The 24,543-nt window shown below is 72.6% G+C and carries 18 protein-coding genes; 12 read left to right on the top strand and 6 right to left on the bottom strand.

The window, feature by feature from the left end; all coding sequences use genetic code 11:
* Positions 1-40: 40 nt before the first annotated feature.
* Both ACFWXC_RS19455 and ACFWXC_RS19450 read right to left on the bottom strand, forming a co-directional pair.
* The gene (locus ACFWXC_RS19455; RefSeq protein ID WP_384480226.1) at positions 41-598 is read right to left on the bottom strand and encodes a hypothetical protein; all 558 of its coding nucleotides are present in this window, start codon (positions 596-598) and stop codon (positions 41-43) included.
* 150 nt (positions 599-748) lie between these two features.
* Positions 749-1,255, bottom strand: coding sequence for a MarR family winged helix-turn-helix transcriptional regulator (locus ACFWXC_RS19450; protein WP_384480224.1), 507 nt, complete (start codon positions 1,253-1,255; stop codon positions 749-751).
* A gap of 232 nt (positions 1,256-1,487) precedes the next feature.
* On the opposite strand from ACFWXC_RS19450, the gene ACFWXC_RS19445 reads away from it, so the two are divergent.
* Entirely contained in the window at positions 1,488-2,906 is a 1,419-nt protein-coding gene (locus ACFWXC_RS19445) for a lamin tail domain-containing protein (RefSeq protein WP_384480222.1), read from the top strand.
* A 170-nt stretch (positions 2,907-3,076) separates the two neighbouring features.
* Positions 3,077-4,162, top strand: coding sequence for a hypothetical protein (locus ACFWXC_RS19440; protein WP_384480220.1), 1,086 nt, complete (start codon positions 3,077-3,079; stop codon positions 4,160-4,162).
* 30 nt (positions 4,163-4,192) lie between these two features.
* Here ACFWXC_RS19440 and ACFWXC_RS19435 read toward each other — a convergent pair whose 3' ends face one another.
* Entirely contained in the window at positions 4,193-4,855 is a 663-nt protein-coding gene (locus tag ACFWXC_RS19435; RefSeq protein ID WP_384480218.1) for a TetR/AcrR family transcriptional regulator, read from the bottom strand.
* A gap of 109 nt (positions 4,856-4,964) precedes the next feature.
* Here ACFWXC_RS19435 and ACFWXC_RS19430 point away from each other — a divergent pair, with 109 nt between their 5' ends.
* The 4 genes from ACFWXC_RS19430 (at position 4,965) to ACFWXC_RS19415 (ending at position 8,251) form a co-directional block, all read left to right on the top strand.
* Positions 4,965-5,714 (top strand): SDR family NAD(P)-dependent oxidoreductase, encoded by a 750-nt coding sequence (locus tag ACFWXC_RS19430; protein ID WP_384480216.1) that lies wholly within the window; start codon positions 4,965-4,967, stop codon positions 5,712-5,714.
* A gap of 32 nt (positions 5,715-5,746) precedes the next feature.
* Positions 5,747-6,472, top strand: a complete 726-nt coding sequence (locus ACFWXC_RS19425) for an FMN-dependent NADH-azoreductase (RefSeq protein ID WP_384480215.1) — start codon at positions 5,747-5,749, stop codon at positions 6,470-6,472.
* Complete coding sequence (locus ACFWXC_RS19420) at positions 6,469-7,134, top strand: DsbA family oxidoreductase (protein WP_384480213.1); 666 nt, start codon at positions 6,469-6,471, stop codon at positions 7,132-7,134. The genes ACFWXC_RS19425 and ACFWXC_RS19420 overlap by 4 nt, the downstream gene beginning before the upstream one ends.
* Before the next feature lie 91 nt (positions 7,135-7,225).
* On the top strand, positions 7,226-8,251 hold the full coding sequence (locus tag ACFWXC_RS19415; protein WP_384480211.1) for an alcohol dehydrogenase: 1,026 nt from the start codon (positions 7,226-7,228) through the stop codon (positions 8,249-8,251).
* Positions 8,252-8,260: 9 nt separating this feature from the next.
* Here the strand turns inward: ACFWXC_RS19415 and ACFWXC_RS19410 are convergent, their stop codons facing one another.
* Positions 8,261-9,964 carry a SpoIIE family protein phosphatase gene (locus tag ACFWXC_RS19410; RefSeq protein ID WP_384480209.1) on the bottom strand — a complete coding sequence of 568 codons (1,704 nt, stop codon included), beginning with the start codon at positions 9,962-9,964 and terminating at the stop codon, positions 8,261-8,263.
* A 303-nt stretch (positions 9,965-10,267) separates the two neighbouring features.
* Here ACFWXC_RS19410 and ACFWXC_RS19405 point away from each other — a divergent pair, with 303 nt between their 5' ends.
* Positions 10,268-14,275: a molybdopterin-dependent oxidoreductase gene (locus ACFWXC_RS19405; RefSeq protein WP_384480369.1), complete on the top strand. Its 4,008-nt coding sequence runs from the start codon at positions 10,268-10,270 to the stop codon at positions 14,273-14,275.
* Here the strand turns inward: ACFWXC_RS19405 and ACFWXC_RS19400 are convergent.
* Positions 14,269-15,279, bottom strand: coding sequence for a helix-turn-helix domain-containing protein (locus ACFWXC_RS19400; protein WP_384480208.1), 1,011 nt, complete (start codon positions 15,277-15,279; stop codon positions 14,269-14,271). The genes ACFWXC_RS19405 and ACFWXC_RS19400 overlap by 7 nt on opposite strands.
* Before the next feature lie 185 nt (positions 15,280-15,464).
* On the opposite strand from ACFWXC_RS19400, the gene ACFWXC_RS19395 reads away from it, so the two are divergent.
* From ACFWXC_RS19395 to ACFWXC_RS19380, 4 genes are all read left to right on the top strand, one after another.
* A complete protein-coding gene (locus ACFWXC_RS19395) occupies positions 15,465-17,519 on the top strand; it encodes a molybdopterin cofactor-binding domain-containing protein (RefSeq protein WP_384480367.1) in 2,055 nt (684 codons plus the stop codon).
* 31 nt (positions 17,520-17,550) lie between these two features.
* Entirely contained in the window at positions 17,551-18,009 is a 459-nt protein-coding gene (locus tag ACFWXC_RS19390; RefSeq protein WP_384480206.1) for a (2Fe-2S)-binding protein, read from the top strand.
* A gap of 185 nt (positions 18,010-18,194) precedes the next feature.
* Complete coding sequence (locus ACFWXC_RS19385) at positions 18,195-20,129, top strand: right-handed parallel beta-helix repeat-containing protein (RefSeq protein ID WP_384480204.1); 1,935 nt, start codon at positions 18,195-18,197, stop codon at positions 20,127-20,129.
* Positions 20,130-20,253: 124 nt separating this feature from the next.
* Positions 20,254-22,296: a TerD family protein gene (locus ACFWXC_RS19380; RefSeq protein ID WP_384480202.1), complete on the top strand. Its 2,043-nt coding sequence runs from the start codon at positions 20,254-20,256 to the stop codon at positions 22,294-22,296.
* 7 nt (positions 22,297-22,303) lie between these two features.
* Here the strand turns inward: ACFWXC_RS19380 and ACFWXC_RS19375 are convergent, their stop codons facing one another.
* Positions 22,304-23,278, bottom strand: a complete 975-nt coding sequence (locus ACFWXC_RS19375) for an alpha/beta hydrolase (RefSeq protein WP_384480200.1) — start codon at positions 23,276-23,278, stop codon at positions 22,304-22,306.
* Between the two features lie 378 nt (positions 23,279-23,656).
* Between ACFWXC_RS19375 and ACFWXC_RS19370 the strand changes: the two genes are divergently transcribed.
* The gene (locus ACFWXC_RS19370) at positions 23,657-24,538 is read left to right on the top strand and encodes an LLM class F420-dependent oxidoreductase (protein WP_384480198.1); all 882 of its coding nucleotides are present in this window, start codon (positions 23,657-23,659) and stop codon (positions 24,536-24,538) included.
* The last annotated feature ends 5 nt before the right edge of the window (positions 24,539-24,543 follow it).

Raw genomic sequence — 24,543 nt, 5'->3', positions numbered from 1 at the left:
CCGTCTCGCCTGTCTGAGGCCGGCGCGGCCGACGCGGGCGTCAGCCGGTCTCGGCGGCTTTCTGTCCGGACGGGGCGACGGCGTACCACTCCTCGTTCTTGCCCTGGCCGTTCGCCTGTTCGGCCGCTGTGTCGCCGCTGTACCGGTAGAGCGGCCAGCCGGCGAGGGTGAGTTGCTTCAGGCCGTTGCGGTGAACCGTGCCGAGGAGGCTCTTCTCGACCCCCGTCGTCTGTACGGAGTCCCCGACGATGACCGGCACCCATGTCTTTGTGCACGCACCGGAGCAGGTCCATTTGGAGGGATCCGACTGGTCCTTGTCGTAGCGGTAGAGGGTCAGTCCCTGGTCGTCGGTGACCACGCTGCCGATGCCGTCCAGGGCTTCGGCCGTCACACCGGTGGTCGTGTGCCCGGCCCCGGCGCTGCCGCTGTCGCCCGCCGCCGAGGTGGCCGGCGGTGCGGAGGTCCCGGGATCCGACGCGGCCGGGGCCACCGGGGCGGCGCTGTCGGAGCCGGTGCCGTTCGAGGAGCTGCATGCCCCCAGCAGGAGGGGGGAGGCGAGCCCTACGGCCAGGCTCAGGACGATGCGGCGCAGGAACAACGAGTTACCCTTCGTCAGGAGTCGCTTCTACTTGCTCCCTCAGTACGTCGACGGACTCCCGCCCGCTCAGCCGCCGACCCGAGATGACGCAGTCTTGACCATCGACGTGGCGCCCGTCACCAGGGTGAGTGAGGCCTCCGGTGCCGGCCGTCAGCAGGCGGCCGAGGAGTCGCCGGTGTCGGCAGGCGTGCCGGTGAGGTTCTCCTCGATACGTGTCAGGACCCGCATCGCCTGCCGGTACTCCTCGTCCGTGAATCCCGCGGCGGTGACCGCCTCCAGGTCGCGCCAGGCCCGCAGGACCCGGTCGCGCAGTGCCCGGCCGGCGCGGGTGGTGTTCACGAGGACGGCCCGCCGGTCGTCGGGGGAGGGGCTGCGGCTGACGAATCCGGACTGTTCGAGGCGTTGCAGCATCTTGGTGACGGTGGACGGATCGAGCCCCAGCGTCTTGACGAGGTCGGCCTGACGCTGCTCGCCCTGTCCCCAGAGCCGCATCATCAGGAGCTCCTGCCCGGGGTACAGGCCGGTCTCGCGCAGCAGGTTGGCCGCCGTGATCCGGTGCACCCGGGCGGCACGGAAGAGGGCCTCGCTCATCGGGGCGTCGGCGACGGTCGGGACCGTGTCGTCCTTGCCCTGGACCGATTCGGACGCCGGCGGCATGGTTGCTGTTCCTCCTTGCGCGGCCCTCGGGAAAATTCGTGTCCTGCGTCTTATACTAAAGGGAATGATTGGTCGGCAAAAGTCCTGCTTGCCGCATGGCTCCCGGACGCCCGGGGCGATCTTGGTGGTTCGCCCACCGTTCATAACGGCCTCACCCGGACGAGGGCGGCCGTTCGGGCCGGGTCGGAAAGGTCCTGGCGGCCTGTCACAACGGAACCCCAGGACGGATTTCGTGACCGAATCACGCGTTCGCCGGTGGCGTCGTAGCCTCCGTGTTCTGCTCGTCGCCGTCGCCGGCCCGACGCTCGCCGTCGGCGCCCTGACCGCGTCCCCCGCCCACGCGGCGCCGGCCGACGACATCCGCATCAACGAGGTGGTGACCACCGGCGACGTCAACGACTCGGTGGAGCTGTACAACAAGGGCACCGCCACGGTGGATCTCTCCGGCTGGATCCTCAAGGACGACAACAACAGCTCCAAGTACGCGATAGCCGCCGGGACCACGCTCGCCCCCGGCGGCTTCGTGGCCTTCGACGTGCACAACGCCTTCGGTCTGGGCTCCGACGACGAGGCGCGCCTCTACCTCGCCGACGGCACCACCCTCGTGGACAGCTTCAGCTGGAGCGAGCACTCCGACCCGTCGTGGTCGCGCTGCCCCGACGGCACCGGTGCCTTCGGCTCGGCCGACGTGACGCTCGGCGCCGCCAACGACTGTGGCTCCGGCGGCGTTTCGGCGACGGCCTGGCCGGGCGGCAGCTCGGTCACGACCGCCGACACCAAGAACGCCTTCGGCTCCGACCTGAGCGGCCTCTACCAGGAGGGGAGCGTGATGTGGGCGGCTCAGAACAGCGGCAAGCTCTGGCGGCTGGTCCCGAACGGCTCCACCGCCTGGAAGGCCGACACCAGTAACGGCTGGACCTCCGGGAAGACCCTCAAGTTCCCCGGTGGCTCCGGCACGCCCGACGACGAGGGCGTCACGCTGACCGGCTCCGGAGCCGCCGGCGGCGTCTACGTGGCGAGTGAGCGCAACGCGGACTCGTCCGGCACCAGCCGCCTGTCCGTCCTGAAGTACGACGTGAGCGGCACCGCCACCTCGATCACCGCCGCCACCGAGTGGAACCTGACCTCGGACCTGCCGTCCGTGGGCTCCAACCTCGGTCTTGAGGGCATCACCTGGGTTCCGGACGCCACCCTGACCGCCGCCGGGTTCAAGGACGCCACGACCGGCGCGGCCTACAACCCGGCGAACTACGGCTCCCACACCGGCGGGGTGTTCTTCGTCGGCGTCGAGGGCACCGGCATGATCTACGGCTACGTCCTCAAGGACGGCGGCACCTTCACCCGTGTCGCCTCCGTCAGCAGCGGCATGGCCGGCGTGATGGAGCTCCAGTGGGAGCCGCAGGCCTCCCGGCTCTGGGTGGTCTGCGACGACACCTGTGACGGCCAGCACCGGACCATGAAGATCAACGCGTCCGGCGTCCTCGCCACCACGGCGATCTACAACCGCCCGTCCGGCATGGACAACCTCAACAACGAGGGCTTCGCCGTCTCCGGCTCGGACGCGTGCAGCAGCGGCACCAAGCCCGTGTACTGGTCCGACGACAGCAACGACAGCGGCCACGCCCTGCGCCGGTCCACGATCACCTGCTGACCCTGCCGGCGCGCCGGTACCCCGCTGTATCGTACGCGCGGCACCTCACACACCACCTTGAACACAGCGTCAACTCCCTTACCGGCACGTCGACTTCACCGACGTGCCGGTTCCTTTCGCCACCCCCCCCCGGAGGAAACGTGGCCACCAGCCGCCCCCGCCGTTCTCGTGTGCCTCTGACCCGACGCAGATCCCTTGCCCTGACGGCCGCCCTCGCCGCCCTCTGCTGTGTCACCCTCACCCGGCCCACCCCGGCCCGCGCCGACTCCGCCGCCGACCGCGCCGCCCTCGCCCAGTGGTGGGCCCCCGTCAACTTCCAGGACGTCGACTCCACCGGCGAGACCGCGCTCGGCGGCAAGTCCGACCACATCACGTCGTACGACTACGACGGCGACCTCAACGGCCGTAACAACTGGGAGAACACCAGCCGGTTCGCGCTCGCGGCGCATGTCTACTACTCGGTCGTCCAGACCCCGTCCTTCTCGTACCTGCTGTACACGTACTTCCACCCACGCGACTGGTCGGACGGCGTCCTCGACAACTCCCAGGAGGACCTCACCGAGCACGAGAACGACGCCGAGGGCGTCCTCGTCGTCGTGGCCAACGACGGTTCCGCGCACGGTCAGTTGAAGGCCGCCATCACCGTCGCGCACAGCAACTTCTACTCCTGGGTGCCCGCGGGCAGCGACTTCACCGGCGGGCAGGAGAGCGTCGACGGCACCCTGAAGCTCCAGGGCGACCCGCACGACGACGGCCACGGACGTCCGTTCACGACCCAGCAGCCCAACACCCATGCCACGTGGGCCGAGGGCTACCTGTCCAAGGAGCGCGACCAGTACGCGAGCGGCGACGGCATCGTCTACTACCCCGGCACCGCCGCCGAGGTGCCGTCCGGCTCCAACGACCGTGACGTGCAGTACACGCTGACCGACGTCTTCGCCCCGAACGGCATGTGGGCGAACCGCACCCTGACCACGCTGTTCGCGACCACCAACAACTTCGCAGGCGACGACAGCTCCAACCCCTACGGCGCCAGGTGCGGCGCCGGCGGGGTCCTCGGCCCGGCCAACGGCGCCTGCGCCACCGACGCGGCCAACCCGCCCTGGGCCTGGGACGACGCCAACGACCTGCCCGGCCGGGGCTACCTCGCCACCAACCCCGCCGAACTCGTCTGGGACTACTTCGACTGGTCCGGCAAGCCGTCCTCGCCCGACCTCGCCTACACCTGGGACCAGTACAACGGCATCACTTCGTGAGGAGGGGCCGCGTCACTCCACTGTGAGCGGTCAGGGCGTACCGGTGAGGTTCTCCATCAACCGGTACGCCTGCTCCAGGGACAGCGGCGGCGCCGGCAGCGGGTGGGCGGCCTCCGTGCGCAGGCCGTCGAGCGTGAAGGCGACGCCCCGGCGCCAGGCGTCGGGGGCGGTGTCCTTGACGGCGCGGGCCAGCAGGGCGTTGGTGCCGAAGACGAACAGCAGGTCCTCGTGGGCGAAGTCCGCCCGCAGCGTACCGGCCTGCTGGGCGCGGTCGATGATCTGCGCGGCGGCGGCGTAGGTGCGCTCGCACACGGCCATCAGACGGGCGGCGTCCGGATAGCGGCCGGTGACCACGTCGCCGATCGCGGGGTCGGTGATCTGCAGTTCGCAGATCGTCTCGACGTAGTACGCGAAACCCTCCCACGCGTCGTCGTGGGCCAGCGCCTGCCGGGCCGTCTCGGTCAGCCGGCCGGCGACCAGTTCGGTGATCACCTCGTCGATGAGCGCCTCGCGGGTGCCGAAGAGGTTGTAGAGCGTGCCGTGGCTCACGCCGGCCCGGCGGGCGATCTCCTTCAGGGGGGCCTGCAGGCCGCGTTCCTGGAAGAGCTCGGCCGCTGCCGTCCGCAGCTTCTCCGCGTTGCGTTGCGCGTCGGCCCGCATCCGGTGGTCCTCCTCGTGTGTTCGGGCGTCCATGGTCCCATCCTTCGACCGGCGCAACTTGACCATGCGGTCAAGTTACGTGTTACGGTCGGCGGAGAACTTGACCCCTTGGTCAAGATACCTCTGCTCCGAGGAGAGATCCATGTCCAAAGTGATCGCCGTCCTGGGCGCCGGTACCGGTCTGGGCGTGTCCGTCGCCCGCCGCTTCGGCAAGGAGGGTTTCCGGGTCGCTCTGGTCGCCCGCCGCAAGGACCGGCTGGACGCCCTGGTCGCCGGGCTCGCCGAGGAGGGCGTCGAGGCCGCCGCCTTCCCCGCCGACCTGTCCGACCCCGCCCAGGTGCCCGCCCTGGTGGCCGCCGTCCGGGACCGCTTCGGCCGGATCGACGTCGTCGAGTACGGCCCGATCGGCGGCGACCAGACCTTCACGCCCGCCGCCCGGCTGGACGCCGCCACTCTGGAAGGGCTCTCCCGGCTGCTCCTGCTCACCCCGGTCGAGGTGTTCCGCGCGGTGCTGCCGGAGATGACCGAACGCGGCGACGGCGCCCTCCTGATGACCACCGGCTACTCGGCGGTGCAGCCGATGCCCCGCCTCAGCGGCTTCGGCCCGGTGATGGCCGCGGCCCGCAACTACCTCTACTCCCTCCACGGCGAACTCGCCGGCACCGGCGTCTACGCCGGCACCCTCACCGTCGCCGCCATGATCACCGGCAGCGAGCAGGCCGAGACCGCCGCCGATTCGGCGGCGGCGGTCGAGGCGGAGTTCGGCGGCCTGGAGGTCACCGCCGTCCACCCGGACGAACTCGCCGAGCACTACTGGGACATGTACACCCGCCGCGACCGCGTCGAACAGGCCCACCCCGCGGAACTCACCCCGCGCGACGGCCGCTCGTAGTCCGCTCACCCCCTGCTCCCCGGAGACATCCCATGGCGACACTGCTGCACCTCGACTCCTCCCTCTGGCCCGCCGGATCGGCCTCGGTCTCCCGCACGGTCACGGCCGCCTTCCGCAAGGCCCGGCAGGACCAGCACCCGGACGGCACCGTCCGCTACCGGGACCTCGACGCCGACCCGGTGCCGCACCTAGGCGCCCCCGCGACCGCGGCCGCCCTGGCGGACCCCGCCCTGCACACTCCGGACCAGGCGGCCGCCTTCGCCCCGCGCCGGGCGCTGATCGAGGAGCTGGAGAGCGCCGACGCGGTGCTCATCGGCGCCCCGATGATCAACTTCTCGATCCCGTCCACCCTGAAGGCCTGGCTCGACCAGGTGACCGTCCCCGGCCGCAACCTGGCCGTCGAGGAGTCCACGGTCAAGGACGTACCGGTGTACGTGGTGGCCTGCCGCGGCGGCTCCTACGCGCCCGGCACCCCGCGCGAGGACTTCGAGTACGTACTGAACTACCTGAGGTCGCTCCTCGGCGACGGGCTGGGCATGGACGTCGACTTCATCGTCCCCGAGCTGACCCTGGCGCACTCCACCCCGGCGATGGCCGAGCTGATCCCGCTCGCCGAAGCCTCCCTGGCCAGGGCCCACGAGGAGGCCGCCGCCAAGGGCAAGGCGGCCGCCGCCCGGGCGGCCGGCGAGACCCGGGCCCTCACGGACCTGGGCGCCGGCGACGTGGCCGTCTGCACGGACGGGGTGTGCGCCCGGTGAGCGCGAGCACGCTCCGCATCGACGTCTGGTCCGATGTCGTCTGCCCCTGGTGCTACATCGGCAAGCGGCGCCTGGAGTCGGCGCTCGGCCGGTTCGAGCACGCCGACGAGGTCGAGGTGCACTGGCACAGTTTCCAGCTCGACCCCGCCCACCCCAAGGGCGATCGCCGACCCGTCCTCGAAGCGCTCGCGCACAAGACCGGGGCGCCGCCCGCCCAGGTGCGGGCGATGATCCGGCAGGTCACCGAGCTGGCCGCCGCCGAGGGCCTGCGGTACGACCTCGAACGCGCCGTCTCCGTCAACACCGTCGACGCCCACCGGCTGAGTCACCTGGCCGCCGCCCACGGCCGGGGCGCCGAGATGCACGAGCGGCTGCTCCGCGCCCACCTCGGCGAAGGCGAGGTCGTCGACGACCCCGGCACACTGGTGCGGCTCGGTGCCGAGGCCGGCGTACCCGAGGACGAGGTACGGCGGATGCTCGACGGCGACGCGTACGCCGACGCGGTCACGGCCGACGTCCGCACGGCACGCCGATACGGTGCCACCGGCGTGCCGTTCTTCGTGCTCGACCGCACCTACGGACTCTCCGGGGCCCAGCCGGCCGACACCTTCCTGTCCGCTCTGCGGACCGCGCACGCGGACACCGCCCGGGCCAGGCGCTGAGCGGGGCTCGACGCGCGCGAACGGCCCGGAGCTGGTGTGCTGGGGGAGGGGGTTTCGACTGTTCCCGTCGTACCCGTTCCGGGAGAGACGTATGAGTACCTACCGAGTCGCGCAGGTGCCCGCCATGGGCGCGCCCTTCGAGATCGTCGAGCGGGAGGTGCTCCGGCCGGGTCCCCGGCATGTGCGGATCGCCGTGGAGGCCTGCGGAATCTGCCACAGCGACAGCTTCTTCGTGACCGCCGGGCTGCCGGGCATCACGTTCCCCGTGGTGCCCGGACACGAGATCGCGGGACGGATCGAGGAGATCGGGGAGGGCATCGAGGACTGGGGCTGGGCGATCGGCGACCGGGTGGGCGTCGGCTGGTTCGGCGGCAGCTGCGGCCACTGCAAGCCTTGCCGGCAGGGCGACTTCATCGTCTGCGAGAACGCCAGGACGCCCGGCTGGACCTACGACGGCGGCTTCGGCGCGCAGGTGATCGCACCGGTCGACGCGCTGGCCCGCATCCCCGACGGACTGACCGCGGCCGACGCCGCGCCCCTGGGCTGCGCGGGCGTGACCACCTTCAACGGGCTCCGGCGCAGCCCGGCCGAGCCCGGTGACCTGGTCGCCGTCGTCGGCCTCGGCGGGCTCGGCCACCTCGGCGTGAAGTACGCGGTGGCCATGGGCTTCGAGACGGTGGCCATCGCCCGCGGTGCCGAGAAGGCCGACTTCGCCAAACAGCTCGGCGCCCACCACTACATCGACTCCACGGCCTCGACACCCGTCGCGGAGGCCCTGCAGTCGCTGGGCGGCGCCAAGGTCGTGCTCGCCACCGCGGGCAATTCCCCGGCGATCTCGGCGGCCGTGGACGGTCTGGGGCCCCGGGGTGAGCTGGTGGTGATCGGCATCGACCCCGAGCCCCTCGGGATCAGCCCGCTCCAGCTGCTCATGAGCGCCCGGGAGGTCCGCGGCCATCCGTCCGGCACCGCCCAGGACGTGCAGGACACCATGGAGTTCAGCGCCCTGCACGGGATCCGCCCGACGATCGAGACCGTACCGCTGGAGGAGGCGGGCGCGGCCTACCAGAAGATGATGGACGGGGCCGCGCGCTTCCGGATGGTGCTCACCTACGACTGAGCCGCCCGCTCACGGCCGTACGGCACGGGCCGCGAGCAGTGCGATGTCGTCCTCCGAGCCGACGGCGAGCTGGTCGAGGACGGTGTCGACGATCTTGTCCAGCGGGTCGCTGGGGGACAGGGACAGCCCCGTCAGACGGGCCAGGCCCCGGTCGATGTCCTCGCCTCGCCGCTCCACCAGTCCGTCGGTGTACAGCAGCAGCACACCGCCGCGTTCCGGGGTGACGCGCTGCTCGTACCGGCCGAGCCCGCTGCCCAGCGGCGGGCCGACCGGCACCGGCACCAGCTCCATCCCGCCTTCGGGGGCCAGCCAGACCGGCGGCAGATGTCCGGCGCTGGCATAGGTGAGCGTGGCGACGTCCGCGTCACCGAGGGCGAGGAAGCAGGTGGCCACCCGCTCGAAACCGGAGTCCGAGACCATCCGGTCCGCGTGCTCCAGAATCCGGCGCGGCGAGAGCCCCGCGCGGGCCAGGGCCCGGAGCGTCGAACGGTAGTGGCTCATGGCCACCGCAGCGTCCACGCCATGGCCCATCACATCCCCGATGACCAGCATCGTACGGCCGTCGGGCAGGGCCAGGACGTCGTACCAGTCGCCGCCGATCAGCGAGCCGTCGTCGGCGGGCCGGTAGCGTCCGGTGGTCTCCACACCGGCGTGCTGCTGCAACTGGCCCGGCTCGGCCAGCAGAGCCCGCTGCAACTCCAGCGCCATGGTGTGCTCACGCTCGAAGCGGACCGCCCGGTCCAGGGCGCGCGCGGCACGGGCGGCGAGTTCGCGGGCCACCGTGGCGTCCTCGTTCGAGAACGGCCCGGAGTCCCTGGCCCGGGCCAGCTGCAGGCTGCCGAGGTACCGGCCGTCCGAGACCAGCGGCGCGAGCAGCACGGAGTGCACACCGGCGGTCAGACAGGCCCGGGCCGGTGGCCAACTCGGAATCAGCGCGCGCCACTGTGCCGAGGTGATCGCGTTGCGCCGCAGGACCCGGCCCGCCGCCAGGTTCCGCCGGATCCCGGCACCGCGCGGCCAGCCGACCAGCTCACCGCGCGCGTCCAGCGCCGCGAGACCGGTGACCAGACCCGGCCGGGTCGCGTACGCGGCGAGCCGGGTGGGCGCCCGCCGCCCCGACGCCGTGTCCGGCGGATTGAGCTCCACTCCGGCCGCGTCCGCCAGCTCCGGTACGACGAACTCCGCCAGCTCCCGGCAGGTCCCGGCGACATCGGTGCCGGTGCCGATCCGGGACGCGGCCGCGTCCAGCAGGGCAAGCCGCCGATGGGCGCGCTCCAGCTCGTAGACGTACTGCTGCGGCTCACTGATCTCCAGGCCCACCCCGGCGACGCCCACCACCTTGCCGGTGCTGTCCACCAGCCGGTGGTACACACACCGCCACTCCCGCACCTGGTACGGCGAGTCCACCCAGGTCCGCCCGGTGACGATGGTCTCCCGGGGCCGTCCGTCGTGCAGGATGTCCCGCAGCAGCTGCTCCGACCGCTGGATGTGCGGCAGCACCTCGTGCAGGGTGTGCCCGAGGTACGCGGCGGCGGGCAGGCCGGTCATCCGGGCCATGTGCGGATTGACGTACAGATAGCGCAGATCGGTGTCGAGGACCGCGAAACCGACGGCCGCGTCCTCGACGATGCCGCGCAGCAGGTCGATATAGCCGATGTCCACGGGCGGAGCGCCCGAGGAGGCCGGTCGTCGCGAGGAGGTGTCCCTGTCCACCCGGTCCTCCTCGCCTGCCCCCGCCCACGGCCGCCCTCATCCTCCACCAGGTGCCGGTAGCGCGCATCCCGGAGCGGCCCGTACGCGCCCGCTCACATCGCCGGGTGCCCGTCTGTGCGGTGGGCTTAACCCCCGTTGATCAGGAGCGGTGACTCCGGTGTAATCAGCCGTGCATACGGTCGAGGCCGGATGGAAGAGGCTGACCAGCAGGAACAGGGGGTGCCCGTGGCCGCGCCGGACTCGCGCAGCACCGACACCGGCAGGGTGCGGACGGTCTGCTCGTACTGCGGGGTCGGCTGCGGCATGGTCCTGGACATCGGCAGCGGCCCGGACGGCCGCCGGACCGTCCTCAAGGCCTCCGGCGACAAGCAGCACCCGGCGAACTTCGGGCGGCTGTGCACGAAGGGCGCCACCACCGCCGACCTGCTCGCCGCGCCCGGCCGGCTGACCACCGCCCTGCTGCGGCCCCGGCGGGGCGAGGAGGCCGTCCCCACGGCCGTGGACACCGCGGTCGCCGAGACCGCGCGACGGCTGCACGCGATCGTCGACGAGCACGGCCCCGACGCGGTCGCCCTCTATGTCTCCGGCCAGATGAGCCTGGAGGCCCAGTACCTGGCGAACAAGCTCACCAAGGGCTACCTGCGCACCAACAACATCGAGTCCAACTCCCGGCTGTGCATGGCCAGCGCCGGCACCGGCTACAAGCTGTCCCTCGGCGCCGACGGGCCGCCCGGCTCGTACGAGGACCTCGACAAGGCGGACGTCTTCCTGGTCATCGGCGCCAACATGGCCGACTGCCACCCCATCCTCTTCCTGCGCCTGATGGACCGGGTGAAGGCGGGCGCGAAACTGATCGTCGTCGACCCGCGCCGCACCGCCACCGCCGCGAAGGCCGACCTCTTCCTCCAGGTGCAACCGGGCACCGACCTCGCCCTGCTCAACGGCCTGCTCCACCTCCTGTACGAGAACGGGCACACCGATCCCGGGTTCATCGCCGCGTACACCGAGGGCTGGGAGGCGATGCCGGAGTTCCTCGCCGACTACCCGCCCGCCGCCGTCGCCGCGATCACCGGCATCCCCGAGGCCGACCTGCGCGCGGCCGCCCGGCTGATCGGCGAGGCGGGGGAGTGGACCAGCTGCTGGACCATGGGCCTCAACCAGTCCACCCACGGCACCTGGAACACCAACGCCCTGGTCAACCTGCACCTCGCCACCGGCAGGATCTGCCGCCCCGGCAGCGGCCCCTTCTCCCTCACCGGCCAGCCCAACGCCATGGGCGGGCGGGAGATGGGCTACATGGGACCGGGCCTGCCCGGCCAGCGGTCGGTCCTGGCCGACGCCGACCGGGCCTTCACCGAGGAGGTGTGGGGGCTGGAGCCCGGCACGATCCGCGCCGACGGGGTGGGCAGGGGCACGGTCGAGATGTTCCGGAGGATGACCGACGGCGAGATCAAGGCCTGCTGGATCATCTGCACCAACCCGGTCGCCTCCGTCGGCAACCGGCGGACCGTCATCGAGGGCCTGGAGGCCGCCGAGTTCGTCGTCACCCAGGACGTCTTCGCCGACACCGAGACCAACGCCTACGCCGACATCGTGCTGCCCGCCGCCCTGTGGACCGAGTCCGAGGGCGTCCTCATCAACAGCGAGCGCAACCTCACCCTCGCCCGCCCCGCCGCCGACCCGCCCGGCGAGGCCACCGCCGACTGGCGGCTGATCGCCGCCGTCGCCCGCGCGATGGGCTTCGAGGACGGCTTCTCCTACGACAGCGCGGAGCAGATCTTCGAGGAGATCAAACGCTTCCACAACCCGGCGACCGGCTACGACCTGCGCGGAGTCAGCTACGACCGGCTGCGGGCCACTCCGGTGCAGTGGCCCGCGGCCACCGCCGACGGCCCCGACCGCAACCCGGTCCGGTACGTCAACCCCGACGGCACCCTCACCTTCGCCACCGCCTCCGGCCGCGCCGTCTTCCACGCCCGCCCGCACCTGGACCCCGCCGAGATGCCGGACGACGACTACCCGTTCGTGCTGAACACCGGCCGCCTCCAGCACCAGTGGCACACCCTCACCAAGACCGCGAAGGTCGCCAAGCTCAACAAGCTCAACCCCGGCCCGTTCGTCGAGGTCCACCCCGAGGACGCGGCCGCGCTCGGCCTCGCCGACGGCGACTCCGTCGAGGTCGCCTCCCGGCGCGGCCGGGCCGTGCTGCCGGCCGTCGTCACCGACCGGGTGCTGCCCGGCTCCTGCTTCGCACCCTTCCACTGGAACGACCTGTTCGGCGAGTACCTCAGCGTCAACGCCGTGACCAGCGACGCGGTCGATCCGCTGTCCTTCCAGCCCGAGCTGAAGGTGTGCGCGGTGTCGCTGACCAAGGTGTCCACGCCGGTGAGCGTGCAGGTGCCGGGCATCGAGGAGACGCCGGCCGCGCTGCCCGCAGCCGCCCTCGCCTCCGCCGCCTCCGTCTTCGGACTCGATCCCGCCCCGCCGCCGGTCCTCACCGAACCCGAACGGCAGTACCTGGTCGGTTTCCTCGCCGGCATCCCGGCCGGCGCACCCGGCGTCCCCGTCCTGCCCGCGGACGCCCCCTTCAGCCCCGAACACGCCCGGTGGGTCAACGGCACCCTCGCCGGCATGTACTCCCGTTCACCGGCGCCGGAGGGCACGCAGGCGGCGCCGGCCACCCGCCAGGTGGTGATCCTCTGGGCCTCGCAGACCGGCAACGCCGAGGACTTCGCCGCCACCACCGCCGAGCGCCTCACCGCGGGCGGCCACCCGGCCTCCCTGGTCGCCATGGACGAGGCCGATCCGGCCGCCCTGCCCACGGGCGCCGACCTGCTGCTGATCACCAGCACCTTCGGCGACGGCGACGCCCCCGACAACGGCACCGGCTTCTGGGACGGCCTCGCCGCCCTGGACGCCGGGCGCCTGGCCGGGCGCCGGTACGCCGTCCTGGCCTTCGGTGACTCCTCCTACGACGACTTCTGCGGGCACGGACGGCGCCTGGACCGTCGTATGGACGAACTCGGCGCGGTCCGGCTCGCGCCGCGCACCGACTGCGAACCCGACTACGAGACACAGGCGGAGTCCTGGCTGGACCAGGTACTGGCCGCCCTCAAGGACGGGGCTGCCGCGGCGGCCCCCGCCTCCGCCCCGGTGCCCGTCCCGGCCCCGGCGCCCGCCCGGTCCCGGCGGCCCGCCGCCACCACCGCCCGGCTCGTCGGCAACCGGCTGCTCAGCCTGCCCGGCGCCGGCAAGGAGGTGCGCCGCTTCACCTTCGACACCCGCGACAGCGAGACCCCGCTGGTCTACGAGGCGGGCGACGCGCTCGCGGTCCGCCCTCTCAACTCCCCTGATCTGGTGGCGGAGTGGCTGACCGTCACCGGCCTCGACGGCGCGACCGGCGTGAGCGTCGACGGAGCCGGTGAAGTCCCGCTCGCCGAGGCCCTGTCGCGGCACCTCGACATCACCCGGATCACCCCGGACCTGCTCCGTTTCGCCACCGAACGCATCCGGGACCCGCGCGAGCTGCGCAAACTGCTGCGCCCCGACAACAAGGACGAGCTGGCCAAGTGGTCCTGGGGGCGGCAGGCCGTCGACGTCGCCGCCGAGTTCGGGATCCGCGCCGACGCCGGGGAGTGGGCCGGTGTCCTCGGCAGGCTGCAACCGCGCCTGTACTCCATCTCGTCCAGCCCGCTCACCGACCCCCACCTGGTCTCCACCACCGTCTCCGTCGTCCGCTACGAGAACCTGCACGGCAGGCCCCGGCAGGGCGTCTGCTCCCCGTTCCTCGCCGACGCCGAGCCCGGCACCCCGGTCCCGGTGCACGTCCAGCGCTCCCCGCACTTCCGGCCGCCCCTCGACCCGGCGACGCCCATGGTGATGGTCGGCCCCGGCACCGGTGTGGCGCCGTTCGTCGGCTTCCTCCAGGAGCGCCGCGCCCGTGGCCACCGCGCCCCGAACTGGCTGTTCTTCGGCGAACAGCACCGGGCCACCGACTTCTACTACGAGCAGGAGCTCACCGCCCTGCTCGCCGAGGGCACCCTGAGCCGCCTGGACACCGCCTTCTCCCGCGACCAGCGGGCCAAGGTCTACGTCCAGGACCGGATGCGCGAACACGGCCCGCTGCTGTGGTCCTGGCTCCGGGACGGCGCCCACTTCTACGTCTGCGGCGACGCCTCCCGGATGGCCAGGGACGTCGACCGCGCCCTGAAGGACATCGCCACCGTGCACGGCGGACTCACCGAGGACGAGGCGGCCGCGTACGTCAAACAGCTGGCCGCGGACCGGCGTTACGTCCGGGACGTCTACTGATTCCTCATCAGCTGCCGCATGGTGAGGGCCAGTTGCAGCCGGAACCGGCCCTGCGGGGTGCGCACCGACCAGCCCAGCAGATGCTCCGCGTGCGTCAACCGGTCCTGGAGCGTGGAGTGATGGACGCTGACCTCGGCGGCCGCCGCCCGCAGGCTCGCCGTCGACGCGATGGCGTGCAGCGTGCGCAGCATCCAGGGCGCGTCCGCGGCCGCGGCCTCCACGGCCCGGACGTCCGGCGCGGGCCCGGCGCCGGGTGCGACGAGATCGGCGAGCAGCGCGACACCGCCCAGCTCGTCGGCGTGCACGACGGCCGGTCCCGGCTCCTGCGCAGGGCCGTCGGAGGCGAACCGCAGCGCGGTCCGGGCCGCCGCCCAGGAGCGGGGGAGATCCGCCACGGCCACCGCCGGGCCCACGCCCGCGCGTCCCGCCGGCGGGACCGGTTGCCCGTCCGCCACGATCCGGGGCGGCCCGCCGGCCACCGCCACCGCACGGACCCGCGCGGACGGGGCGCCGGCGTCCAGACCGAGCCCCCGGGCCGCGTGCAGCCGGGCCGACAGCGGGGCGCCGGCGTCCAGGACCGTCTCGACCAGCGCCGGATCGTCCACCGGCGACGCCGGCGCCCGGCCCCGGGTGCGGTCGAGCACGGCCCGTACGGCCGCCGAGGCCCGCTCCAGGATCACCGCGTCGACGACGCTCGGCCCCTCGGAGCCGGCCCGCTCCAGCCAGAGCGCGGGCGGCCCGCCCGGTACCAGCGGCGCGCACGGCCAGCCGGGATCGGGCGCGCCGGCGCTGTCCTTCCGCCGTCCGTCCGGCTCCACGCGCAGCCGGACCCGGCGCTCCTCGTCGGCCAGCCGCGCCGGACAGCCGGCGAGCACGGCGGCCCCGCGTACCAGCGCCTCCAGACCGGCCCGGGTCTCGGCCAGCCGGTCGAAGTAGGCGATCACCGCGACGGCGGCCCCGGCATCCGGGTCCACCGCGGCCAGCCGCCCCGCCAGCTCCTTCATACCGCCATGATGCGCCATCCGGCGGTACGGCGAGGAGAACCGGGCGCGACAGGCAACCGTTATGGACGCCCGCCCCTCCTAGCTGTCGAGACACAGCGTCGACACAGGCACCGACCGACAGGAGCCCCCGCTTGGACCGCAACGAGCCCGTGCGGGCCGCCGCCGGACCGTCCCGCCGCAGACTCATGGTCTACACGGTGGCCGCGGCCACCCTCACGGTCGCCGCCCCGCTCGGCTGCGACACCCCACGGGCCGACGGTGCCACCCCGGCCTCCGATGTCGTGGTGACCGGCACCGACGAGGAGATGCTCGTCCTGGAGGTCACCGCCGCCAACCAGGTCGTCGTACGGCTGCCCCGGGTCGAGGTCGGCCAGGGCATCACCACCGCCGTCGCCATGATGATCGCCGAGGAGCTGGACGCCCGCCTCGCCGACGTGCGGATCCCGCTCGCCGACGCCCGCAGCAAGGGCAACCAGTACACCGGCGGTTCCAGCTCGGTCAGCTCGCTGTACGGCCCGGCCCGGCAGCTGGCCGCCACCGCGCGCGCCCGGCTGGTGACCGCGGCCGCCCGCCGCTGGCGGCTCCCCGCGCACAGCCTGCGCACCTGGAACACCCGGGTCGTCGCCCCCGACGGCCGGACGGCCACCTTCGGTTCCCTCACCGCGAGCGCCGCCCGGATCCGCACCCCGGACGTGTCGAGCAAGCCCAAGCCGGCCTCCCGGCACCGGGTGATCGGGAAGCCGACGACCAGGATCGACGCCCGGGACATCGTCACCGGTGCCGCGAAGTACGCGGGGGACCTGGCGGTCGCCGGAGCGAAACCGACCGTGGTGGCCCGGCCGCCGACCCTGCGCGGCAAGCTGGTCTCCCTGGACGACACGGCGGCCCGCGCCCTGCCCGGCGTCCACGCGGTGGTACGGATCCCCGGCGGTGTCGCCGTGGTGGCGGACACCTTCCACCACGCCTTCCAGGGCCGGGACGCGCTGCAGATCACCTGGGCCGCCGGCCCGCTCGCGCCCCTGTCGGACAAGGAGATCCGTGCCCGGCTGCGGGCCGCGGTGCCCCGGCCCGGCACTCCGCCGCGCGGATCGACGCAGATCGAGGGCGAGTTCGCGTTCGCCTTCGTCAGCCACGCCCCGATGGAGGTGCTCACCGCGGTCGCCGACGTCCGCGCCGACCGGGCCGAGCTGTGGTTCTCCTCCCAGACCCCGACGGACGCCCGCGAGACCGTCGCGGACCTGCTGGGACTGGCGACCTCGGCCGTACGGGTCCATGTGGTGCGCGGCGGCGGCTCGTTCGGGCGCCGGCTCAACTTCGACGCGGCCATCGAGGCCGCGCTCATCTCCAAGGCGGCCCGCAGGCCCGTGAAGCTGATGTGGAGCCGCAACGACGACACCCGGCACGGCAGGATGCGCCCCGCGAGCCACCACCGGATCCGGGCCAGTGTCGCCGGCGGCCGGGTGGTGGCCTTCCAGCACCTGACCGCCTCGGTGGGGGAGTCCTCCGACGAGACCGGCCTCACCGCACAGGCCGCCGGGGTGCGGCCGCTGCCCAGCGACAGCGGGCTCTACAACTTCGGCCGTGTGGGCGGCGATTCGGGCGGCATCGAGCTGCCGATGCCGCTGGGCGCGTGGCGCTCGGTGGACTCCGGGACGATGCGCACGGCCGAGGAGATCGTCGTCGACGACATCGCCCGTGCGCTGCGCCGGGACCCGGTCGCCTTCCGCCGCACCACCCTGCGAAGCAAGGCGGTGAAGGCCGTACTCGCCAAGGCGGCTGCCGCCGGCCACTGGGGCCGCGCGATGCCCGCGGGCACCGCCCAGGGGGTGGCCGTCCACGAGGAGTACGGATCCGCCGTCGCCTGCCTGGCCGAGATCGACGCCACCGACCCGAAGAACCCCCGGGTCACCAAGGTGGTGATGGCCGCCGACGTCGGTACGGCCGTCAACCCGCGCGGCCTGGAGGCACAGCTCATGGGCACCGCCGTCGACGGCATCTCCACGGTGCTGCGGGCCGGGCTGCACATCGACCGGGGCGCGGTCCGCGAGGGCAGCTTCGCCGACTTCCACTACGCCCGCCAGCGGCACGCACCCCTCTCCTTCGAGGCGCACATCCTGCCCTCGGGCGGGGAACCGGGCGGCGCCGGTGAACTCGGCGTCCCTGCCGCGGCGGGCGCGGTCGCCAACGCATACGCCCGCGCCACCGGCACCAGACCCCGCAGCTTCCCTCTCGACTTCTGACCCACCGCCTCCCGACTCCCAGAAGGCACCGATGCGTTCGTACACCTTCGTCCTCAACGGCGAACCGGTCACCGTCGAGGCACCCGCCGACATGCCCCTGCTCTGGGTGCTGCGCGACCTGCTCGGCGTCACCGGCCCCAAGTACGGCTGCGGGGTGGGCGTCTGCCGCGCCTGCACCAGTCACCTCGACGGCGAGGAGATCCAGCCGTGCATGGTCCCGGTCGCCGACTGCGCGGACCGCGAGGTCACCACCATCGAGGGCCTCGCCGACGGCACCACCCTGCACCCCGTCCAACAGGCCTGGCTGGACTGCGACGTGGCCCAGTGCGGCTTCTGCCAGCCCGGCCAGATCATGGCGGCCGCCGCCCTCCTGAAACGCACCCCGCACCCGACGGACGCCGACATCGACGGCATCGAGAACGTCTGCCGCTGCGGCACCTACTCCAGGATCAGGGAGGCGATCAAGAAGGCGTCGGCGAACGGAGCCTGAGAGCGCGCCGGTCGAAGGCGAGGCCGGCGCCGTGACCCGCCGGCCGGCACCGGCACCCGTACCGCCGGCTCCTCCTCAGGTCGCCCGGGCAGCGACCAAAGAGACCCCGGCATAGACGATCGGCCGACGCCCCGGCGACCACGCCCGCTCCACGATGGATCCATCCGACGAGCGGGAGGCATCACGTGAGGACAGCACGGGGGAGTGCGGTCGCCGCCCTGGCCATGGCGGCCGTACTGGCATCGACGGCCGGCGCACCGGCGCCGCACCACCCATCCACCACCCAGCTCTACGTGGCCCCTTGGGGCGACGACCAGGGCCCCGGCACCCTCGACCACCCCTTCGCCACAGCGGCCCGCGCCCAGCGGGCCGTACGGGCCATGGCCCCGCGCATGACCTCGGACATCACGGTCAACCTGCGCGGCGGCACCTACCGCCTGACCGCCCCGCTGCGCCTGACCCCGGCCGACTCGGGCCGGCACGGCCACCGGGTCGTCTACCAGGCGTACGGCTACGGCACCGCGCACCAGGAGCCGGTCACCCTCAGCGGCGGCCGCCGGATCACCGGCTGGCGCCCGGCCCCCGGACAGCCCGGCGTCTGGCAAGCCGACGCCGGGGCACTGGAGACCCGTCAGCTCTACGTCGACGGCCGCCGGGCCCCGCGCGCGGCCCGGGGTGCACCCGTGCCCGGAGAACTGAAACCGACGGCCACCGGCTACACCACCACCAGCAGGATCCCGCTCACCTGGCGCCACCCGGCCGACCTCGAAGTCGTCCACCGCTACGACTACGTGGAGGGCCGGTGCGGTGTGGCCGCGATCTCCAGGAACGCCGCCGGCCGCACCGCGATCACCATGGACCAGCCCTGCTGGAGGATGGCCCGAGCCCTGTACGGAGCGGAGGCCCTGACCCGGACCCATGACGTGGAGAACGCCCCGGACTTCCTCGGCAGGGACGGCAGGTGGTACCTGGACCGCTCCCGCCCCGCCCACCACACCCTCCTCTACCGCCCCCGCCCGGGCGAGGACATGACCCGAACCGAGGTCACGGCACCCGTCCTCCAGACCCTGCTCAGCGGAACCGGCAGCTCCGCCGCCCACCCCGTGCACGACCTCACCCTCCGAGGCCTGACCTTCGCCCACGCCACCTGGCTGGCGCCGAACGAGCCGGCCGGGTTCGCCGCCGCCTGGAGCATGTACATGCGCCCCGGCAAGGGCGGTGACATCACGGCCCTCACCGTGCCCGGCAACGTCACCTTCCGGCACGCCGAGCACATCACCCTCACCGGCAACCGCTTCACCCATCTGGGCGCCCAGGGTCTCGACTTCGCCGCCGACAGCTCGCACAACACGGTCACCGGCAATGTCTTCACGGACATCTCCGACGGCGGTATCGCCCTGGGCGTCCTGCCCCCGGCGACCCGGGGCACGAACACGGGCAACCGGGTCACGGACAACTGGATCCACCACGTCGGCGCCGAGTACCGCGCGGCCTCCGGCATCTGGAACAGCGCCACCCAGGACACCCTCATCGCCCACAACCAGGTCGACCACGTCCCGTACACCGGCATCCTCTCCGGCCCCAGCGAGGACCTGCGCGGCCTGACCCGCCGCAACCGCATCCTCGGCAACCGGGTCTTCGCCACCAACCGCCTGCTGGCCGACGGCGGAGGCATCTACCTGCGCGGTGAACAGGGCCCCTCCTACTCGGACGGCGCCCTGGTGGCCCGCAACGCCGTCACCGACAGCGCCCACGGTGTCTGGAACGTCGGCATCTACACCGACGACTCCAGCAACCGCATCACCGTCCGCGACAACGTCGTCCACGACTACGTGGCCTCGATCGGCGGCTGCAGCGAGAACTGGGGCAACCGCCCGGTCCGCAACATCCGCTACCTGAACAACTACTGGGACGACAAGGTCCCCACCTGGCTGCCCCGCCGCCCCTACCCCGGCGCCTGGCCCCCCGCCCCCGACTGTGGCGACCCCCAACACCTCCACTTCACCCGCAACACCCTCCTCACCCCGGTGCACACCTGTGCAGCCCTCCCCACGTGCACCACGATCACAGCCACCGCCGGCCCAAGGCAGCCGTACCGCCGGACACTGGGGCTGCGCTGACGAGGCATTTCGTCCCGAACCGGTCAAGAACGCGCAAGGTCGGTCGATTGCGGGCCGACGGTACCGCCGAGGTCGGTGGGCACTACAGTTGGTCTGCTCAATGGTGGGGATCCTGGGGGGATTCATGCAGGAGATGGTGAAGGGGTCCAACGTCACGTTGTCGGCCCTGAGCGAGAACGCCGGCTCGGTGGTCGTCAGCCTGGGGTGGGTGAGCCCGAGCGGCGAGGGCGACGCGGACGTGTCCGTTCTGCTGGTCGGACCCGGCGGCAAGGTGCGCGGTGACTCCGACTTCTACTTCTACAACAACCCGGTGGCGGCCGACGGCAGTGTGCAGTTGCTCGGCAAGACGCCGACGGAGGCCGGGGACGAGGACCGGATCGGCTTCGACCTGACCGCCGTACCGCAGGACGTGGACCGGATGGTCGTGGCGGCCAGCCGGTACCGGGACGCACACTTCGGAGAACTGGAGAACCTCACGGTCACGCTGGCCGATGCGGCGGGCGACCCTCTGCTCCGGTTCACGATCGAGGACGCCGACGCGGTGAGCGCGGTCATCTTCGGGGAGCTGTACCGGAGGGCGGGCGAGTGGAAGTTCCGGGCCGTCGGCCAGGGGTACGCCGACGGTCTGGCCGGTCTGGCGACCGACTTCGGTGTCGACATCGACGACGACGCCGAGCCGCAGGAGGCGCTCGACGGTCCGGCGGGCGAGGAACCGGCCGTCCCGGGCGACCCCGAGCCGGTCGACGAGCAGGCGGCGGCGCCGAACCTGGACGGTGTCCCGGCGCCGCGCCCGCCCGCTGACGACGATGCGGCGACGAAGTCGGCCGCCCGGCCCCGTACGGCCAAGAAGAAGGTCACCCTGCCGAAGGCGGCCAGGAAGTCCCTGGCGGAGAACGAGTCCTGGCGGGAAGCCCGGCTCTTCCCCGTCTCGGCCCTGAAGAGCGACCGGGACCGCGAGACACGCGCGACCTCGGTTCTCCTCTCGGTGATGGCACAGGTCCCCGAGTTCGGCAGGCGGCTCACGGCGGGCTTCGGCGCACCGGCCGGACGCATGGAGACGTTCACCGAGGTGTCCCTGCCGCACGGCGACACCCCTCGGCGTCCCGACGGGGTCATCCGCGTCGAGCGGGCCGGCAAGCTGTGGACGGCGCTGGTCGAGACGAAGACCAATGGCAATGCCCTGAAGTCCGACCAGGTGCAGGCGTACATGGACATCGCGGCCCGCCGTGGCTACGAGGCCGTGATCACGCTGTCGAACGACGTCGCCCTCGAAGGCAGCCCGCTCGTCGACGTCAAGATCGACGGACGGCGCAAGCACAAGGTGGCGCTGCGGCACCTGTCCTGGGCAGAGGTCACCCAGCAGGCCCAGATGCTGATCCGGCACGAGGGCGTCGGCAACAAGGCGCACGCCTGGCTTCTCCAGGAGCTGCTGCACTACCTCCAGCACGAGAACTCCGGCTGCCACGGATTCCAGAACATGGGCCCCGCCTGGGTTCCGGTACGCAACGGCATCGACGACGAGACCCTGTGCCAGGGCGACCCGCGCGCCCTCGACGTGGTCGAGAGCTGGGAGCGGCTCATCCGGCAGGTCTGCCTGGGCCTGGGCGGCGAACTCGGGCAGAAGGTGCTCCCGGTCCGGGGCTCCAAGGGCGGCAGGGACCCCCGGGAGCGCCGCAGCCTCCTCGCCGACCAGCTGTGCCTCCAGGGCCGGCTCCAGGCCGAGCTGCGCATCGAGGGAACGCCCGGAGTGCTCGCGGTCGTCGCCGATCTGCGCACCGGAAGACTCCGTACGTCCATGGACATCCCGGCCCCCGAGCAGGGCTACCCCCTGAGCTGGGCCAAGCGACTGGTGCGATCGCTGGCGGAGGCGCCCGCCGACCTGCACGTCGAGACCCTGCTGGAGGGCGACACGGCCGGCCCGCGCGGCACGCTGGAACGGCTGCGCCCTGAGCCGGCCGACCTGCTGCCGAAGGCGGACGGCGCCCGGATCACCGGTTTCCGGCTCTCCCTCCTCAAGAGCATGGGCGGTGGGCGGGGCAACGCCGAGACCGGGTTCATCCGCAGTGTCGACGATGCTGTGCAGCGGTTCTACGGCACCGTGGCGGTCCAGCTGGACCGGGCGCCGGCCCGGCGGGCGCCGGTGCGGCAGCCGGTGTCCGTCGGCTGATGTTCGCTCAGCGCGCCAGCAGTCGTCGCAGCCAGTCCGTGTGGGCCGTCCTCGCCGACTGGGAGAGGGCGGCCTGGGGAGCGAAGCCGTCGAAGCCGTGGAAGCCGCCGGGCCAGACGTGGAGTTCGGCGATGCCGCCCGACTGCCAGATGCGGGAGGCGTAGGCGACCGTCTCGTCGCGGAAGGTCTCGGCGGAGCCGACGTCGAGGAAGGCCGGAGGGAGGCCGGTGAGGTCGGTGGCGCGGGCCGGGGCCGCGTAGGGGGAGACGCCGGGGCCGCCGCGGGCCTCGCCGAGGAGGGCGGTCCAGCCGGTCTCGTTGGCCGTGCGGTCCCAGACGCCGAGGCCCTTCATCTGGTGACTGGACGGGGTGTCGTTGCGGTCGTCGAGCATCGGGCACATCAGCATCTGGCCGATGACCGAGGGGCCCTGACGGTCTCGCAGGAGAAGGGCCAGGGCCGCGGTGAGGCCGCCGCCCGCACTCGCCCCGACGATCACGATCCGCTCGGGGTCGCCGCCGATCTCCTCGGCATGCTCCGCCGTCCACAGCAGCCCGGCGTACACGTCCTCGACCGGTGCCGGATGCGGATGCTCGGGCGCCAGCCGGTACTCCACCGACACCACCACCGCGCCCAGTTCCCGCGCCCAGGCCAGCGGGACGTCCACGCCCACCCGGTTGTTGCCGAGCACCATGCCGCCGCCGTGCACGTGGTAGATCACCGGCAGCGGGGTGGGCTCGGCGGGTGCGGTGGGCCGGCAGATCAGCAGGGAGATCTCGGGGGCGCCCGCCGGGCCGGGCACCGTGCGGTCCGCCACCTCGAACGCCCCGTCCAGGGTGAGGTCGATCTCGGCGAGCAGCTGTATCCCCGCGTTCTGCCTGACCGCGGGTATCTCGTCCAGCGTGAACCCCGGGGAGACCATCTCCCTGATCAGCTCCAGGGCGGCGGAGAGTTCGGGGTCGAACGGGGGCGGTGCGGAGGTCATGGCGGCTCCTCGCGGCGGTGATGAACTGCGGCTCGTACGGCCATGATCCGCGCGCCCCGCCGGCCATCGGGGCCGCCGGACGGCGGAAGCTCCCCGCCATCCGGCGGGTGGTCCACCGTGTTGATCCGACTGTCCTACCATCTCATGCCCTTTAGTCCGCCTATGTGTGGTGGGCGGGAAGCCTGTACGCCGACAATCCGGCGGTCGAGCGGCGCTTCGGGGTGGTCGACCGCTGCCGCGGCACCCGGCTGGGGATCCTCGAGGACGGCAGACGGGTCATGACCCCGATCCGGCGGCGTCCGAACCTTGACTTCGAGAGCGCTCGAAGTTCTAGCGTCGGACGGACAGAAGACGATCCGGGCGGAACGGAGAACGGCCATGCGCGTGGGCGTGCACATCAACCGGTTCAACCATCCTGGCGGCGGCCCCGCACTGGGCGCCGAACTCGCCGCCGCCGGTGCCGCGGCCGAGGCGGCGGGCGTCAGCTGGGTCTCGGTGATGGACCACTACTTCCAGATGGAGTTCAACGGCGGCGCCGAGGACCCCATGCTGGAGGCCTACACCACTCTCGGCTACCTCGCCGGCCGCACCTCCACCGTCCAGCTCGGCGCCCTGGTCACCGGCGTGACCTACCGGCACCCCGGACTTCTCGCCAAGATCGCCACCACCCTCGACGTGGTGTCGGGCGGCCGGGCCACGCTGGGCATCGGGGCCGCCTGGTACGACCGTGAGCACCACGGTCTCGGCGTCCCCTACCCGCCGCTCGCCGAGCGCTTCGAGCGGCTGGAGGAGACCCTGCGGATCTGCCTGCAGATGTGGGACCCGGAGAACAACGGCCCCTTCGAGGGCAAGCACTACCGGCTCGCCGAGACGCTCTGCAATCCGGCGCCGGTCAGCTCGCCGCACCCGGAGATCATGATCGGCGGCGGGGGTGAGAAGAAGACCCTGCGGCTGGTCGCCCAGTACGCGGACGCCTGCAACCTCATCCCGGCCTCCGCCGAGGAACTGCGGCACAAGCTGGAGGTGCTGCGCGGGCACTGCGACACCGTCGGGCGCGACTACGACACCATCCGCAAGACCATCGCGTACACCGGGGACTCGGCCACCGACGGAGACCTGGACGCCTTCACCCGGGACATCGAGGGGTACGCCAAGCTCGGCGTCGACACCGTCATCGTCGGCCCGCGCCTGGGGGAGACCTCGGGGTGGATGGAGAGTTTCGTGGCCCCGGCCGTCCAGCGCCTCGCCGCGATCGACTGAGATGC

This window comes from Streptomyces sp. NPDC058683, from assembly GCF_042716195.1.
In the GTDB taxonomy this organism is placed as follows: domain Bacteria; phylum Actinomycetota; class Actinomycetes; order Streptomycetales; family Streptomycetaceae; genus Streptomyces.
This window is presented reverse-complemented; position numbering and strand designations above follow the sequence as displayed.